The organism is Lapidilactobacillus bayanensis (genome assembly GCF_003946695.1).
GTDB lineage: Bacteria > Bacillota > Bacilli > Lactobacillales > Lactobacillaceae > Lapidilactobacillus > Lapidilactobacillus bayanensis.
Genome location: NZ_RHOX01000004.1, coordinates 81,660 through 97,129 on the forward strand (window position 1 = coordinate 81,660; position 15,470 = coordinate 97,129).

The window sequence follows — 15,470 nt, forward strand, 5'->3', positions numbered from 1 at the left end:
TTAAAATCAATTTCATCTTTAAACTTACGCAACATCAATTCTTAAGGAACCTAACTGATCAATGCTAGCAGTTACCACATCTTGCGCCTGCAGAAATACTTGCGGTTCGTGACCAACACCAGTTCCTTCGGGTGTGCCGGTAAATATTAAGTCACCGGGATAAAGTTCAACAATGCTAGAAAGATAGCTGATCAACTTAGGCCCATCAAAAACCAAGTTGGCCAATGCTTCATGTTGCATCGTCGCTTCATTAACTTTTGTCGTAATCAGTAACTGTTTTAAATCGGTAATTTCGTCTGGCGTTGTCAACCAAGGTCCAGTTGGCGCAAAATTTTCAAATGATTTGCCGAGTGAAAATTGTGGTTGTGGATTAGCAAATTGCACGCTGCGGTCGGATAAATCTTCACCTACCATGTAACCGGCAATAGATTGAGTCGCAACAGTTTCAGAAATATCACGGCCACCTTGACCGATCACAATCACTAACTCGGTTTCCCAGTCGGTCTGTTCACTATGGCGTTGAATGGTTGTCGTTGGTCCTGTTAAACTACTCGCAAATTTTGTGAACACATTAGGAACAGTTGGTGCGACCGCATGAATCTCTTGAGTGTGCCCTAAATAATTCATTCCAACTGCAAAAATCTGTCTTGGCTGAGGAATTGGTGCCATCAACTGGCGATGTTCAATTTCTTGAGGTGCACCTAAAACCAATCGATCTGGTCCGGCCTTAATAACGCTCAAAACATCATGGTAATTTTTAACCAACTGACCTTCTTGATCATTGATCATCAAGAAGGGACGATCCTGATACATTGCAATTTTCATATTTAAACTTCCTAACTTTATTCAATGAGCACCAATGATATGAATTAGCACCAGTTGCTATCCAAACTTAATTCTTATTACCTTTCTGTGTTGAAACCCACATTAAAAATAATCAGAACCCACTAATTAATAAAATTCGTATGGCGAACTTTCCAATCTTCAAGCTTAATTTGCACCCAAAAACTATAAATACCTAATGTGATAATGGAAAGTAATAACCACTTGATCCAATTACCGAACAGACCAACAGCAGATCCAGAAAAATGCATCCGATGACCATCAACAACTGTATGATTGATCCGCCAACCATAGATCATCGTTAATGCCCAAGGATAACAAATGCCAATGGTAAAAATCGTAATCACTGCACCTAATAGCCCCCAACCAATCAGTGATAATAAGCCGCCGTCAAAAAATGAACGTTCCCCATTGCGTGTTTCCATAATATCTCCTCCAAAGCTCATCGTTAGTTAAATTATAGCGCTGATGACAACTATGTTAAAAGTAAAATCCTAGGAAAGTACTACTAATATTAAAACAAAATTCAAAGTGCGGAGAAAGTTGGGTTGACAATGAGCATTAAGAAAGCAATGAAAAAGTTCGTATTTTGAACTTATTCATTGCTGGCTTAAGCGGAATTGTCAGACTTTCGCAGCACGTTTCAAATCAGAGTGCGCAAAGCAACGGGTTGCTGGCCCAAATTTAAATGAAAAGATTAATGCGTGTCAACGCAGCAAGATTTACACTTAAATTTCGCACCAGCAGTTGCTTGGAGCACATTTCAGACCAGAGTGTGGAGAACAACGAATTGACTGCCTTAATTTAAACGGGAAGATCGCTGCGTGTGAACGCAGAGAGATTCACGCTTAAATTATACGCAGTCAGTTGTTCGCAACACATTTCAAATTCAGAGTGCGGAGAAAGTCGGGTTGACAATGAGCATTAAGAAAGCAATGAAAAAGTTCGTTCTTTGAACTTATTCATTGCTGGCTTAAGCGGAGTTGTCAGACTTTCGTAGCACGTTTCAAATCAGAGTGCGCAAGGCAACGAGATCGGTTGCATAGCACTAACTAAGAAAGGAGCTAGGTTCCTCACCCTAGCTCCTTAATTAACCGCAAATTTATTAATGACACTTTAAAGCCGCTTATGATTGAAAATAATGATTGTCAACGTCACCAGAACAATCGTTAATCCCAATGTCAGCATTAGGGCTGGCGAAATATGAGCCAGCTTTTCAGTTCCCTGCACCAACCTTAAGTTGTCCGTCATTAACGCAACGGGATTCCAACGCTGAACTGATTTCCACATGTTTAAAATCGTCAGTGCAATAATTGAACCAGCCGCAAACAAAAAGCCGAAATAATTATTGACGGCCAAGGTTGACCCCAAAAGGAGTAATGCTGTAAAGAATAAGCCAAAAATTAATAACGGTACTAATCCCAGTAATGGTTGGGGACTTTTATTGTCGGGAAAATAATAGGCAGTATAACCCCATGTAATCACAAACGCCAACAAAATTGCACCACACCACTGCAAGTAAGCGACCAGAAATTTAGCCAACACCACAATAAAACGCGGCAATCCTTTGGCGATTAAATTGACTAGTGTTCCTTGACTAACTTCTTGGCTCATGAAGCCACTGAAAATAATAGCTAAGACATAAATGCCCATTTGCGTAATATTCTTATAAAACTGTTGCCAAGAATCAACACTGGTCGGTTGCGGGATATTGATGACTAAATTACTTCCGAATGATGAATGCAGAATATCGGGTAATATTTTGGCAATTAACGGACTCTCAATACCAAAAATCATAAAAATTAAACCGATAATCAACAAATGATGTTTGCGCCAAGCTTCAAGAATTTCTTTGTGAGTGAAATACCACATAACTTTCATTTCACCACCTCCAAAAAAATATCCTCCAAGCTAGTCTGTTGCTGATTAACCGCAAGTGGCACAATATCAGCCGCCAGCAACTGTCGCAAAACTTGACCGGTAAACTGCTGACTAGCGCCCTGGTATGGCAAACTAAATTGTGGTTGAACAACTTTTTCAGTGACTTGTAAAGTTACCGCTGCTTGCTGGGCAGAAGTCAGATCTGCAAAGGTTAATTGCAATTGCGGCCGCGCAAACTGTTGGCGTAGATTAACCAGTGTCTCATTAACCGCCAGACGACCACGGTTCAAGATTCCCACTTGATCGCAAATTCGTTCCACATCATTTAAAATATGCGTTGAAAAAATAATGGTTGTTTCACCACGTAAGCTGGCTAATAAATCCAAGAATTCACGTCGCCCTGCTGGATCCAACGCCGATGTTGGCTCATCACAAATTAATAATCGCGGACGATTTAGCAAGGCTTGGGCAATTCCTAAACGCTGTTTCATTCCTCGTGAAAAACCATGAATCCGCTGTTTATTTTGTGGCAAATCTACGGCCGCTAACATTTCTTTAATTCTTGTTGGCAGTTCACTTTTGTGCATACCAGTTAAATGACCACAAAGCATTAAATATTCTGTAGCGGTCAAGTAGCCGTAATATTCAGGAACATCTGGTAAATAGCCAATATTTTGATTGGTTTTATTTTGACCATACTTGACGGTCTGTTGCGCAACCGTAATTTGACCAGCATCTAATTTTTCGAGACCAAGAATTAATTTCATAGTAGTCGTTTTACCGGCACCGTTCTCACCGACGAACCCAAAAATCGACCCTGCCTCAACTGAGAAAGTTAAATCTGTCAAAACCTGCTTTGTCCCAAAACTTTTTTGAACATGCGCCAATTCTAATAGTGCCATCATTCAAGCTCCCGTCCAAAAACGAAGTAGGCAATCGCACCAAACGGTTGAATAAACATCACGGCTAATAACCACAGCCAGCGATTACCATGTTGATAATGTTGATGCCGGAAAATGTGAACAATCGCAGTTATCATCAAAACCAATTCTACGATGATTAAAGGAATGAAAAATGGTAAATTATCAAAGAAAAAATTTGCATCTGTCATTTGAAGCGCTCCTCTACTTTATTAAGCCGTTGTAATAGGTCTTGAAATTGCGACTCATTCTGATAAGACATCAATAAGGGATTCTCGGTTATTAAAGTGACACAATCAATTGAAACTTGATTTGCATCGCGCGGTAAACTGTTGCCCAATTCTGTTTGAGCAAGCCAATCATCAATTCGATTAAAATAATCATCACCATGCAACGTCATCGGTAACTTAACGGTTTCCAGCAAGCCAACATATTCAGTTAAACACACTAACATTAGCGAAACATTCTGCTGTTCAGCAAAACCCATTGCAGCAGAAATTAAAAAATTAATCGACACGGCCGGATTTAATTGCTTAATATGAAAACTTTCAATAAAGGTAACGCCACGGTCAAACGTCTGTTGAAATAACTTTGGTTGCTGCTTAACAAGCTGTAAATAATTCGCCAACTGACTCATGATAACGGCTAAATATTGGTACAGTGCACTTTGAGTGGTGGCAATTGCCTTTTGCGAATCACCTTTAGCTAAATAAGCCCAAGCAATTAAACTCTCGTTAGGGAAATATTCCGGCACATATTCACCGAGCTGCGCCAAAACATCATCAGGCTTGTATAAACTCAAATTGCAATAGGCCGCATAGCTCTTAGCTTTACTCAATAGTTGGGGGTCATTGGTAATTTCGACCACATGTTCAAATAGTGTCAAAGCTCGATTGAAGTAATCGGTTATCTTAGCTTGCTTCGATTCTCCAGGCAATAAATCTGCATGATTAAGCAAAAAAACACCCATTTGAAAAACCAATGGTGCACAAGAATAATAACGGTGAATCATATTGTTAATTGCCGCTAGCACGTGTTGGGAATCGTCTGTTTCTAACTGTTTAACCAGCGCTTGATAAATCCGGCGAATTTGTTCCGGCGTCAATTGCGTCTGATAATTCAACAACGCATCAATTGAAATATTAAAATACGCCGCCAATAATGGTAACAACGTAATATCAGGGAACGATTGGCCTGTTTCCCATTTTGAAACTGCCGCTTTAGAAACACCTAAAAATTCAGCCAGCTGCTGTTGTGTTACCGACTTCTCCTTACGTTCTCTTAGAATTACCGTACCAATATTTAACGCCACCGTCAGCCACCACCTATCGTCGTTAATCAACCTCTACTTAGAATTCTAGCCGATTAACAAAGTTAAGTATAGCGATACCTAGTTAATTATGTCGGTGAAAAGTTAACTGGTAGGAAACAATTGTATTCAACCCCACGCAATCAGTCTCAGGATAATCAATAAAAAGAGTGAAAAATAAATGATTTATTTTCCACTCTTTTGAACTATCAAGACAGAACCACTTAAAAACTTGGATACGGATCTGGCAACCCGTTTGCTTTTTTGTCTGCTTTGGCTGCTGCAACTTCTTGGGCAACCAGTGACGTTGCATTTGGTGCGTCGTACAACTCAATCTTATAGTCAATTCCTGCTAAGTTCCGGGCGATTTCTTCTTGTTTAGCCACAACTTCTTGGCGATGGTGTTGCAATAATTCTTTGCGCTTTTGCACTGTCGTTGGACCTTGCATCACATAAGCAATATATTTTTGAATATCTTTTATTTTCATTCCGGTATTCTTCAAGCAACAAATTGTTTCCAATAACGCCAGATCACCTTCCGTAAACACACGATAGCCGGCTTCATTACGCGCCACAAAGGGCAATAAACCTTGCTTATCATAGAAGCGCAACGTATAAATGGACAGATTAGTTTTTTCTGCCACTTCTTTAATTGAATAGGTCATTTAACTTTACCTCACTGAATTTTTAAAACTTCTCTTGCACTAGAGTTAAGTCTAGGGTTTATCGTAGTTATCATAACTTACACAAAACAAATTAGCAAAGGAAGTGTGCAAAGGGACGAGTTGTTGGTCTAAATTTAAATGGCAAGATTGCTGTATATCAATGTAACAAGATTTTTATTTGAATTTCGTACCAACAGTTACGATGCGCACATTAAGGAGTAAATAAAATGAATGAAAAAGTTTTAGTGACCGGTGGCAATGGTTTTCTTGCACTGCACCTTATTAAGAAATTATTGACGGACAACTTTCAAGTCCGTGCCACTTTGCGTCATCTTGATAAAAAGTCCGACGTTTTATCCGCCTTGAAACAGAATCAAACGCCGCACTTGGAGCAATTATCGTTTGTCCAAACCGATTTGACACAAGATGACGATTGGATAACGGCGATGAGAGATATCACTTACGTCATGAGCGTCGCCGCCCCTGTCTTTGTCAATGAACAACAATCAGACGACGAAATATGCGAAGTTGCTACTGAAGGTACCTTACGTATTATTAAAGCGGCGGAAAAAGCTCATGTCAAACGAGTTGTGATGACCGCAAACTTTGGCGCCGTAGGGTTCAGTAATAAAAATCAACAACACACAACCACCGAAAAAGATTGGACTGATCCGAACGAACCAGGACTGTCTCTCTACGAGAAATCCAAACTAATAGCCGAAAAAAGTGCTTGGAATTATCTCAAGGATTCCCAAAGTTCTCTCGAATTCACAACAATTAATCCCGGTGTAATGCTGGGGCCAACGCTAGATCGGCATATTTCTGGTAGCTTCGGTATTATTAATAGACTAATTGACGACTCTAGTAAGTTCATTCCCAACATTAAAATGAATTTAGTTGACGTTCGCGATGTTGCCGATCTACATGTGGCCGCCATGATCAATCCGCAAGCAAGTGACCAACGTTTCATTGCCGTGACAGATCAGGCAATTTCCCTACCCGAAATTGCGCAGATTATTCGAATTAACCGACCCGATCTAACTAATCAAGTTGCAACCAAAATATTGCCGGCAGGGGTAATTAAATTCGCGGCACGCTTCAATCAGCAGGCTAAAGAAGGCCGACTCTTCTTGGAAATCAATCATCACATCAGCACTCAAAAAGCACGTCAGCTCTTAAATTGGCAACCGAAATACGATAACCAAGCCATCGTCCTCAGTGCTGTTGATGCAATTTGCCACTCAAAATCATAATCTGCAGCATAGTTAACTCAAAAAAATTAACTGCAACCAACTTTTACCAACAAGATTCCCTTAGCACTATCAATTCATGATAACAACGTGTCACTGTCATGAAACGGTTACAAAACAAAAATCCAATGACGTTTGCCAACCCACTAACAGCCAACACCTTGTTTCCAAGCAATTTAATTTGAATTCGTGAAAAACAGTCTATAATAACGATTAGAAAGAGGTGTTGCAGCGATGAAAATTACAATTACAGAGACAGTTTTGCAATTGTTGAAACATAAAAAGCTAGATGACAAAGTGTTACTCTTAGTAACAGACGATGGCGGGGGTAAATATTCACTACAAGGTGGCGCTTGTAGTATCGGTGCCAAATTCACTTTAATTGTATTGGACGAGCCCGACCAACTCTACCAGATTAAACTTGAAAATAATGCTAATCTTGATTTGTATACTTCTGATTATGATCTCGTTTTCTTTACAGACGGTCTAACATTAGATCTTCAACATTATCAAATTACCTTAAAAGACAACGGTGGTATTTTGGATGGTGCCGTTCAAATTGCTAACGGCCAAGATATCATCGCTGCTTTCAACAAAGGCACGACTGCCAATAATTAATTTTTCCAGCACAGTCTGGCACTAAAAAGCGCCTAAAATCCTTGCGTTCATCGATTAACAACGCCGTTCTATTTGATCAAGTTTCTGGTCAAGTAGAACGGCGTTATTGTGTTATCAATTAACTATCCATTACCGATTAATAACTGCGTCCTCTTTCAAAATACAAAATATTTCCTAACCTGTTGTTCGTGCTGTAGACTTAAATCATCACTAAAATTAGGAGACGCTTACTATGGCAAACAACGAGGATCATTACAGCGAGGAAAAACTACTAGAGAATAACTTCCCTAACCTGACGAAAGATTCACCATTATTCCAGCAAAAGTTAACTGATATTCACGAAATCGAACATTCATTACAAACCTTAATGACCTTATGTGGACAACAAGAAAATCTACCGGACTTAGATAAAACACCGTTTAGAGTGGTCAAAGCGTTCCTTGAATACACGACTGGTTATCGTGAAAATCCTGAGGAACACTTAGCCAAGACTTTTGACATTACTCAGAATGACCCGATTATTGTTAAAGACATCGAGTTTTATTCAATGTGCGAACATCACTTTGCTCCCTTCTTCGGTGTTGCGCACGTTGCTTATATTCCTAATCAAAAAGTTACCGGACTGTCAAAAATTGCGCGAGTTGTCGAAGGTTACGCGCGCCGTTTCCAGGTTCAAGAACGTTTAACGAATCAAATTGCTGATGCTGTTGTCAACATGCTGGATCCTAAGGGTGTTATCGTTGCGATTGAAGCCAAGCACCTATGCGTTTCCAGCCGTGGGGTCAAGAAAGAAGACGCTAAGACTTTTACAATTGTCAGCCATGGCGTTTATTCAAGTAACCCGCAACTCCGCTCTGAATTCATGATGGCAATTAAATGAGGTTAGCCCAATGACTGAAGCAAAAGTAGCACTCATCACAGGAAGCTCCCGGGGTATCGGCAAACAAATAGCGAGAACGTTGGCCCATGCTGGCTACGCACTCGCATTAAACTATCACAATAATCGCGAAGAAGCGCTCGATTTAGCTCAAGAATTAAGCACGGTCACTCACGCCAACATTCAACTTTATCAAGGTGATGTTAGTGTAGAAACCGACGTTAACACAATGATAACCAAGATTCAGAATGATTTCGGCCACTTAGATATTCTGATTGCGAACGCTGGTCCCTTCATTCATGAAAATATTAAGTTAAAAGATTATTCAACGGCACAATGGCACGAGATGATTGCGACGAATTTAGATAGCTTCTTTTATCTAATCAAAGCAACATTGCCGGCAATGGAGCAGCAAAAGTGGGGTCGCATTATCGCGCTCGGTTACGACCAAATCGAGCGTCTTTCAGGATGGTCCATGCGCGGTGCTTATGCTGCTGCCAAGACCGGTGTCGCAACTGCTATCAGAACATTAGCCACAGAAGAAAGCAACACTAACATTACGGCAAATATGGTCTGCCCAGGCGATATTAAAGCCCTCGCTAAAGAAGCAACAATTGATTCGGCACGTCAGCAGCTAACCACCTTCGCTATCAACGACAAAAGAAAGGCAACAGGTGAAGATGTTGCCCGAGTGATTGCCTTTCTTTGTGCCGATGATTCTGATTACTTAACTGGTAATATTATTAATTTATCAGGTGGTGAAAACATCATCGCCAGAAAACATGATGGTATTTAATTGACATCCGTCACAATAATGTCATCTCAGCTTCAAATCAAAAGCCCACTATTTTTGGCAAGAGATTACTAGCAATGATCTGCAACAAACGTTTAGCTTGAGACTCGCAAATTTAATTAAGCGCTTGAGCGACATCATTGCTGTCAGCAAAGGGTCCCGGAAGCGTTGCTACACCACGATGATTGCCGAAATAGTCTTCTGTAAACTGGATATCGTCACCCGCCGGCGTTTCAAAACGCTGCTCTGGTTCAAACGCCTCGCCTAAATCATTAGAGGTCAGGACATTCGTTTTGAAATTAGCTAACACGTCATAAAGATTCGTCTTAATTGTTAATTTCCCATCTTGATCCATCAAGTCAAAAGCAACTTGGTGCTGATCATCCACGAATTTATTACCTTCTTTATTCCAAGCTTTAGCACCGTTTAAGTAAACATTACCACCAGCCCAAATTGGCAAATGAGCAAATTGGTGAGCGGCCAAATTATCCATATCCATTTCTTGAGCAGCCTTACCCTCTAAAGACTTAAAAGGTTGATACCACTCGTCATACGTCTGATAGTCGTCATCGAAGATTGCTGTACCAACTTCTCTATTCTCTTCATCATCTTGACCTTCAACAGGCCAGTTCTGAATAAAGATATTATTATAGAAGCGGTCATCACCATGCAGAATCGTTTGAAAACCGGCCACTTCTGTTCGATGTTGAATATGATATGGGGTATAACGCGGTTGTTTCACGCCGCGACCGGGATAATCTGTCCCTTCGCCAACACAAGTCAATGAACCCAACATTAAATTATGAACGACAGCTAATCCTTCGGTCGGCATTCTCAATGAGACTTTGGATAACATGACATTGTTGTCAATCAGAGTTGGTCCATGACTAACTTCAACAAAGATATCCTGGCTCTGCATTGCGCCAGCAATTCGATGTGCCGTTCCTGCAGGTGGATAATTGTGATCAAAAAGATTCTGGCTAATTCGCGTTCCTTGCGCTTCCCAATCACACCAAACGCCCATTGTTGTCCAGTCAAAATGATTACGACGAATAATGACGTCAATTGCAGCGTGGAGTTTAATTCCGGCAATCTCAGCACCTGCCAGTTCTTGCATGTTGTTAATGTGGTGAATATGGTTATCTTCAATTAAACTGAAAACACAGCCTTGACGGCCCACAATACCATCTTGTTCGCAATGATGAATATTACAATGACGGACAATGTGATGCCCAATATTTTCTTTTAGCCAACCATGATATTGTCCGCGGCAAACAGCGTCACGTTCCATTTGTGTCGGTGATTTAACATGCTTGTACGTAAAGTAATGATCATTGTCTGGATCGCGGTATTTGCCCAGCGAGATTCCTGCACAACGACTATGACTAATCTCACAATTCTCGATGATCCAACCTTTCGACCAATGCGGACCAACCATGCCATCCTGATAAGCTGCTGGTGGTGCCCAAGTTGTTGCCGCTTTGTTAATCTTGAATCCTGATAAGGTAATATAATTAACACCAGTTGCTTGTGGCCAAAAAACTTCACGACGTACGTTAATATCAACTTGTTCTTGATTGGGATTCTTCCCTTGAAAGTTTGCGTAGATGATCGTGTCATTACTTGTTTCATCCTGCTCGGTATACCACTTGTAGATTGAATGCTCAGGGTCCCAAGATTGTGGATAAATTTCTGCTTGCAAACAATCTGCCAAGCTTGTTGTTTCATAAAGCTGTAAATCATTCAAATAAACAGCACCGGTGTGCTTATTGACCGGTCCCATGTACCAATCACCCATTACAAATGTAGTATACGGATTATATGAACCGAAAACACTATTGTTAATCCGCACAACCCAAACATTAGCTTGATATGGTTGCCAATTAGCGACAATTTCGGCACCAGTAATTTCGGCCGCCAATGGTTCAACACTGCGATAAGTAATCCGGGCAGCTTCAGTTCCCGCCTGAATCGGATTAACGTTCTCGCGATAAGTTCCAGGCAAGACTAGAACTTCATCGCCAGGCATTGCTATTTTTGCAGCTTCATTAATTAACTTGTAAGGTCGTTCTTTCGTCCCGTCACCAGCAAAAGTCGCCTTTGCATCAACATAAATTTTCATGTGCTGTCTCCTCACTATTTCACTTAAAGCGTTTACAAAACCGAGACCATTGTATCTAAGAACCGAGCAAATGTCGATGGTGATTATTACTTTTTTAGCGGTACAAAGTTTGCTAATTATTAATCGTCAGGTACATGCTTTAAAAAGGATGAAAGACTAGCATTCTCAAAACACAAAAAATGGAACTTGGGTAAATATCCCAGTTCCATTTTTGGTATCATGGTAAAATTCAAGTCGTTTTCTGTGCCACTTCTGTCATTTAGTCGTGCTCTAAATTTTAATACAGTTCTTTAACTCGCGCCTGTGTGACATCATGCGTCAAAAATTCATCTAGCGTTGTTTCTGCACGATCAACCACACCTTTTGCAGAAACCTCGACGATGTGATTAGCAATAGTCTGAATGAATTGATGATCATGCGACGTAAAAATAATAGCGCCCTTAAAATCAACTAAGCCATCATTTAACGACGTGATTGATTCCAAATCCAGATGATTAGTCGGATCATCCATAATCAAAGTATTAGCCTTCAGCAACATCATCTTAGAAAGAATACAACGAACTTTTTCGCCACCAGACAAAACCGCAATCTTCTTCTCAATCTCATCGCCAGAGAATAACATCTTACCTAAGAAACCCCGCAAGAAAGTATTGTCATCTTCGCCCGGCTCAGCGAATTGGCGCAACCAATCGAGAATATCTAATGATTCATCATTAAAGGCCGAATTTGTATCCTTTGGTAAATAAGAACGTGTGCTCGTTACGCCCCAAGTTACAGTACCTTCGTCAGGTTCTAAATCACCAGCTAAAATCTGCATCATTGTTGTCGAAGCTAAATCGTTACGCGACATAATTGCGACTTTTTCGTCAGGGCGAACAATAAAACTAATATTGTCCAACACCTTCACACCTTCGATCGTCTTAGAAACATTTTCGACCCGCAACAAATCATTGCCTAATTGCCGATCAAAGTTAAATTTGACGAATGGATATTTCCGGGAGGATGGTTTAAGATCATCTAGCGAAATCTTATCCAATTGTTTTTTTCGCGACGTTGCCTGTTTAGATTTAGAGGCATTGGCAGAGAAACGCGCAATAAATTCTTGCAACTGCTTAATCTGCTCTTCTTTTTTACTATTCTGTTGCGCCGCCAGCTTGGTAGCTAAGCGACTTGATTCCAGCCAGAAGTCATAATTACCGACGAACATTTTAATTTGCCCGAAGTCAACATCACACATGCTTGTACAAACCTGATTCAAAAAGTGACGGTCATGAGAAACAACGATGACTAAGTTAGGGAAACTGGCCAAGAAGTTCTCCAGCCAAGACTCAGTTTGCATATCTAAACCGTTCGTTGGTTCGTCCAATAATAAAATATCAGGCTTGCCAAATAGCGCCTGCCCTAGCAGAATCTTTACTTTTTGTGGTTCAGACATTTCGCTCATCTTTTGTTGTTGCAAAGATTCGTCAATGTCTAACTCGTTTAGTAATTGTGCTGCTTCGATTTCTGCATTCCAACCATCAAGTTCAGCAAAACGCCCCTCAAGTTCGGCCGCCTTAATACCATCTGCTTCACTAAAATCCTCTTTAGCATACAAAGCATCTTTTTCCAGCATGATTGAATAAAGCTCTTTGTGCCCCTGAATAACCGTATCAATCACAGTGAAATTATCAAAAGCAAAGTGATCTTGGACCAAACTAGACATTCGCTTGTTGGTTTCAATGCTAACCGATCCAGAACTTGGTTGTAATTTACCTTCCAACAATTTAAGGAACGTCGATTTGCCGGCGCCATTAGCACCGATCACACCGTAGCAATTACCAGCAATAAACTTCAAATTCACGTCTTCATATAATTTATGGCCATCTAAAGTAAGGCTCATGTTACTAATTGTAATCAAATATTTATCCCTTTTCCTTTGTTTATACTAAAAGCCAGCAGCAACGCTGTTGGCTTAATTATTTGCACATTCTGGTCATGATATTTAGTAATTTGGCTCAATGCTATTATTCTATCCCGAGTAACATGTCTTTGTCAAAGACATTCTATCTTGATCAGGTTCTTGACCGAGCACTGGACAATATTTAATGATGAAGTATAAACGATGATGATAAAAATTGGCAAAATTTAAAAATAACTTTTATCGATTGTAACGTATTTATAAGTGTTGCTACCCTCCGGCAATGAGAGGAGGTGAGACGCTAATGCTCGAGAATTTTTGGGCGCCACTGACGATTACCTTGATTGGTATTGTTTGCCAATGGTGGCTGAACCATAAGGATGAATGACAGTGCCGTCCTGTAGCAACGTTTCAGCGCACCCGCTTTTTTAAAAAATGTCAAAAAAGCCCCCTAACTCAGACCAGTTAGGGGGCTTGGTGCATGGTGAGACATGCTCGAGATATTTCACCTTTATTATATCAGGTTACGGTTTAAAAACAAGTTCTCGCTTTTTTGAGATGTCTGTCATAGATAATAGCTGCATCTAGAATCTGTAACGCTTAAATAATCCCAGACCAATTCTAACACCAAATAGAAAGCGGAAAATAACATAAATCAATTCAAACTTAACCAGTAAAATTGCTATTCCTGATTTATTCGCAGAAACTGCAAAGTGACGCGAAACCACCCATCTTCGGCTTGTAAATTCATTTTGCCATTTAATTGTGTCATCAAGGTATTAACGATGCTTAGACCTAAACCAGTACTATCTTGACGCGCCGGATCTCCTGTGTAAAATCGATCAGTCAGCTGACTGACGTCAGGAATAGTCGCATTAGTTTGATTAGCAAAAACCACACGAACATGTTTTAAATCAGGCTCATCCAATGACACGGTTAGTGTGCCACTAGCATACTTCAACCAATTCCCAATTAAATTTTGGATAACTCGGGTCACCATTTCTTTGTCAGTATTCAGTTGAACATCAGAAGCTAAATCGGGAATCAAGGTGAGCTGGCGTTCAGTAAGCTCGTCGAAGACATCGAAAAGTTGAACCTGAATAAGTTGTGTAAGATTGATACTTTCTAGATGCAATCTTGTCGTTTGTTCTTGAATGAGATTGTAGTCCATCAAATAACGTAAATAGTAATTCACAGCGGTTAAATTATGGGCAATTCGACTAAGATGATTATCGTTTGGTGCAGATTTCTGCAGAAGTTGAACATAACCCGATGCAACTGTCAATGGCGTCTTAATGTCATGTGTGAGATTAGTTAGCATCATATGAACCTGCTGTTGCTGCCGAACGTGCTCTTCTTTCAAAGTACGATTCTGAATGAGGCTGTGATTGATTGCTTTAACTAGCCGAGTAAAGATAGGCCAACTCGTCTGTGTCGTTAATTCAGCATTGGTCTCATGGGTATTGATATAAGTCAAATCGATAATTAAGCGGCGCAATTCAAGAATCAATAATGTACTGACAGTCAATGAAAACATTAAAAGTAAAACTAAAATCCAAATCACCGACTCACCCCTTCCTTACAACAAGCGCACACCAATACCCCAGATGGTCGTAATATAAACTTGTTTTGATTCAAATTCATTGAGTTTGGTTCGTAGATTACTCAAATGAACGTTCAAGGTATTTTCAGAATCTAAATAAGGCTCTTGCCAGACTTGTTCATACAAGGCAGACTTGGAAAAGACTTGATGAGGATGTTTCATCAGAACTGCCAGTAGTGCAAATTCTTTTTTTGGCAGATCGAGAATCCGTCCGCTAATGGTGACAGTATGCATTTTAGGATCAAGACACAATTCACTAACCACTAGTTTTTCAGCACCGTCAGCAAAATTGTCTCGTTGAAGGTGACGTAGTTGCACATTGACCCGGGCAACTAACTCGTCCAGATCAAATGGCTTCGTTAAATAATCATTGGCCCCTTCATTAAGAACTGAGACAATATGTTCCTTATCCTGAACGGCTGTCAGAACGAGAACGGGAATATTTGAGGTCTTACGAATTTGCTTTAAGACACTCTCACCAGTGACACCAGGCAGCATTAAATCTAAGATCACAAGATCAATCATAGCCGTTCGAAATTCATGAAGGCCTTGAACGCCGTTTAACGCCTGAATAACAGTTGCTTGCGGTCTTAAAACCTCTGCAAGTAAATCTTGAATATCCAGATTATCTTCAACTACAAGAATTGTTGCCATCACGTCTCCACCTTTTCTATGTCCTAGTATAGCTA

The 15,470-nt window shown here is 40.3% G+C and carries 15 protein-coding genes; 4 read left to right on the forward strand and 11 right to left on the reverse strand.

All coding sequences use genetic code 11. The features are described 5' to 3' along the window. Positions 1-24: 24 nt before the first annotated feature. From EKM65_RS02595 to EKM65_RS02625, 7 genes are all read right to left on the reverse strand, one after another. A complete protein-coding gene (locus EKM65_RS02595; RefSeq protein WP_125605201.1) occupies positions 25-825 on the reverse strand; it encodes a fumarylacetoacetate hydrolase family protein in 801 nt (266 codons plus the stop codon). 122 nt (positions 826-947) lie between these two features. After that, positions 948-1,268, reverse strand: coding sequence for a DUF898 family protein (locus EKM65_RS02600; RefSeq protein ID WP_125605203.1), 321 nt, complete (start codon positions 1,266-1,268; stop codon positions 948-950). A gap of 691 nt (positions 1,269-1,959) precedes the next feature. Further along, positions 1,960-2,724: an ABC transporter permease gene (locus EKM65_RS02605; RefSeq protein WP_125605205.1), complete on the reverse strand. Its 765-nt coding sequence runs from the start codon at positions 2,722-2,724 to the stop codon at positions 1,960-1,962. Then, positions 2,721-3,626 carry an ABC transporter ATP-binding protein gene (locus EKM65_RS02610; RefSeq protein ID WP_125605259.1) on the reverse strand — a complete coding sequence of 302 codons (906 nt, stop codon included), beginning with the start codon at positions 3,624-3,626 and terminating at the stop codon, positions 2,721-2,723. Before EKM65_RS02610 ends, EKM65_RS02605 begins: the two co-directional genes overlap by 4 nt. Further along, on the reverse strand, positions 3,626-3,835 hold the full coding sequence (locus EKM65_RS02615) for a PLD nuclease N-terminal domain-containing protein (protein WP_125605207.1): 210 nt from the start codon (positions 3,833-3,835) through the stop codon (positions 3,626-3,628). The genes EKM65_RS02610 and EKM65_RS02615 overlap by 1 nt, the downstream gene beginning before the upstream one ends. Then, positions 3,832-4,956 (reverse strand): helix-turn-helix domain-containing protein, encoded by a 1,125-nt coding sequence (locus EKM65_RS02620; protein ID WP_164506786.1) that lies wholly within the window; start codon positions 4,954-4,956, stop codon positions 3,832-3,834. Before EKM65_RS02620 ends, EKM65_RS02615 begins: the two co-directional genes overlap by 4 nt. Before the next feature lie 221 nt (positions 4,957-5,177). Next, the gene (locus tag EKM65_RS02625) at positions 5,178-5,618 is read right to left on the reverse strand and encodes a MerR family transcriptional regulator (protein WP_125605211.1); all 441 of its coding nucleotides are present in this window, start codon (positions 5,616-5,618) and stop codon (positions 5,178-5,180) included. A gap of 227 nt (positions 5,619-5,845) precedes the next feature. Here EKM65_RS02625 and EKM65_RS02630 point away from each other — a divergent pair, with 227 nt between their 5' ends. The 4 genes from EKM65_RS02630 to EKM65_RS02645 all read left to right on the forward strand — a co-directional run bounded on the left by EKM65_RS02630 (position 5,846) and on the right by EKM65_RS02645 (position 9,159). Beyond that, positions 5,846-6,871 carry an NAD-dependent epimerase/dehydratase family protein gene (locus EKM65_RS02630; protein WP_125605213.1) on the forward strand — a complete coding sequence of 342 codons (1,026 nt, stop codon included), beginning with the start codon at positions 5,846-5,848 and terminating at the stop codon, positions 6,869-6,871. Positions 6,872-7,102: 231 nt separating this feature from the next. After that, positions 7,103-7,486, forward strand: a complete 384-nt coding sequence (locus EKM65_RS02635) for an iron-sulfur cluster biosynthesis family protein (protein WP_125605215.1) — start codon at positions 7,103-7,105, stop codon at positions 7,484-7,486. A gap of 232 nt (positions 7,487-7,718) precedes the next feature. Continuing rightward, a complete protein-coding gene (gene folE / locus EKM65_RS02640; protein WP_125605217.1) occupies positions 7,719-8,366 on the forward strand; it encodes a GTP cyclohydrolase I FolE in 648 nt (215 codons plus the stop codon). Positions 8,367-8,376: 10 nt separating this feature from the next. Then, positions 8,377-9,159 (forward strand): SDR family oxidoreductase, encoded by a 783-nt coding sequence (locus EKM65_RS02645; protein ID WP_125605219.1) that lies wholly within the window; start codon positions 8,377-8,379, stop codon positions 9,157-9,159. A gap of 112 nt (positions 9,160-9,271) precedes the next feature. On the opposite strand, the gene EKM65_RS02650 is transcribed toward EKM65_RS02645, so the two are convergent. The 4 genes from EKM65_RS02650 to EKM65_RS02665 form a co-directional block, all read right to left on the reverse strand. Continuing rightward, on the reverse strand, positions 9,272-11,278 hold the full coding sequence (locus EKM65_RS02650; RefSeq protein ID WP_125605221.1) for a right-handed parallel beta-helix repeat-containing protein: 2,007 nt from the start codon (positions 11,276-11,278) through the stop codon (positions 9,272-9,274). 277 nt (positions 11,279-11,555) lie between these two features. Next, positions 11,556-13,178 carry an ABC-F family ATP-binding cassette domain-containing protein gene (locus EKM65_RS02655; RefSeq protein WP_125605223.1) on the reverse strand — a complete coding sequence of 541 codons (1,623 nt, stop codon included), beginning with the start codon at positions 13,176-13,178 and terminating at the stop codon, positions 11,556-11,558. Positions 13,179-13,860: 682 nt separating this feature from the next. Further along, a complete protein-coding gene (locus EKM65_RS02660; protein WP_164506787.1) occupies positions 13,861-14,742 on the reverse strand; it encodes a sensor histidine kinase in 882 nt (293 codons plus the stop codon). 15 nt (positions 14,743-14,757) lie between these two features. Beyond that, positions 14,758-15,435 (reverse strand): response regulator transcription factor, encoded by a 678-nt coding sequence (locus EKM65_RS02665; RefSeq protein WP_125605225.1) that lies wholly within the window; start codon positions 15,433-15,435, stop codon positions 14,758-14,760. Positions 15,436-15,470: the final 35 nt, after the last annotated feature.

Coding starts and splice junctions, on each gene's coding strand:
- EKM65_RS02595 (WP_125605201.1), bottom strand. CDS start 825: ATGAAAATTGCAATGTATCAGGATCGTCCCTTCTTGATGATCAATGAT.
- EKM65_RS02645 (WP_125605219.1), top strand. CDS start 8,377: ATGACTGAAGCAAAAGTAGCACTCATCACAGGAAGCTCCCGGGGTATC.
- EKM65_RS02650 (WP_125605221.1), bottom strand. CDS start 11,278: ATGAAAATTTATGTTGATGCAAAGGCGACTTTTGCTGGTGACGGGACG.
- EKM65_RS02615 (WP_125605207.1), bottom strand. CDS start 3,835: ATGACAGATGCAAATTTTTTCTTTGATAATTTACCATTTTTCATTCCT.
- EKM65_RS02665 (WP_125605225.1), bottom strand. CDS start 15,435: ATGGCAACAATTCTTGTAGTTGAAGATAATCTGGATATTCAAGATTTA.
- EKM65_RS02605 (WP_125605205.1), bottom strand. CDS start 2,724: ATGAAAGTTATGTGGTATTTCACTCACAAAGAAATTCTTGAAGCTTGG.
- EKM65_RS02630 (WP_125605213.1), top strand. CDS start 5,846: ATGAATGAAAAAGTTTTAGTGACCGGTGGCAATGGTTTTCTTGCACTG.
- EKM65_RS02600 (WP_125605203.1), bottom strand. CDS start 1,268: ATGGAAACACGCAATGGGGAACGTTCATTTTTTGACGGCGGCTTATTA.
- EKM65_RS02610 (WP_125605259.1), bottom strand. CDS start 3,626: ATGGCACTATTAGAATTGGCGCATGTTCAAAAAAGTTTTGGGACAAAG.
- folE (WP_125605217.1), top strand. CDS start 7,719: ATGGCAAACAACGAGGATCATTACAGCGAGGAAAAACTACTAGAGAAT.
- EKM65_RS02635 (WP_125605215.1), top strand. CDS start 7,103: ATGAAAATTACAATTACAGAGACAGTTTTGCAATTGTTGAAACATAAA.
- EKM65_RS02625 (WP_125605211.1), bottom strand. CDS start 5,618: ATGACCTATTCAATTAAAGAAGTGGCAGAAAAAACTAATCTGTCCATT.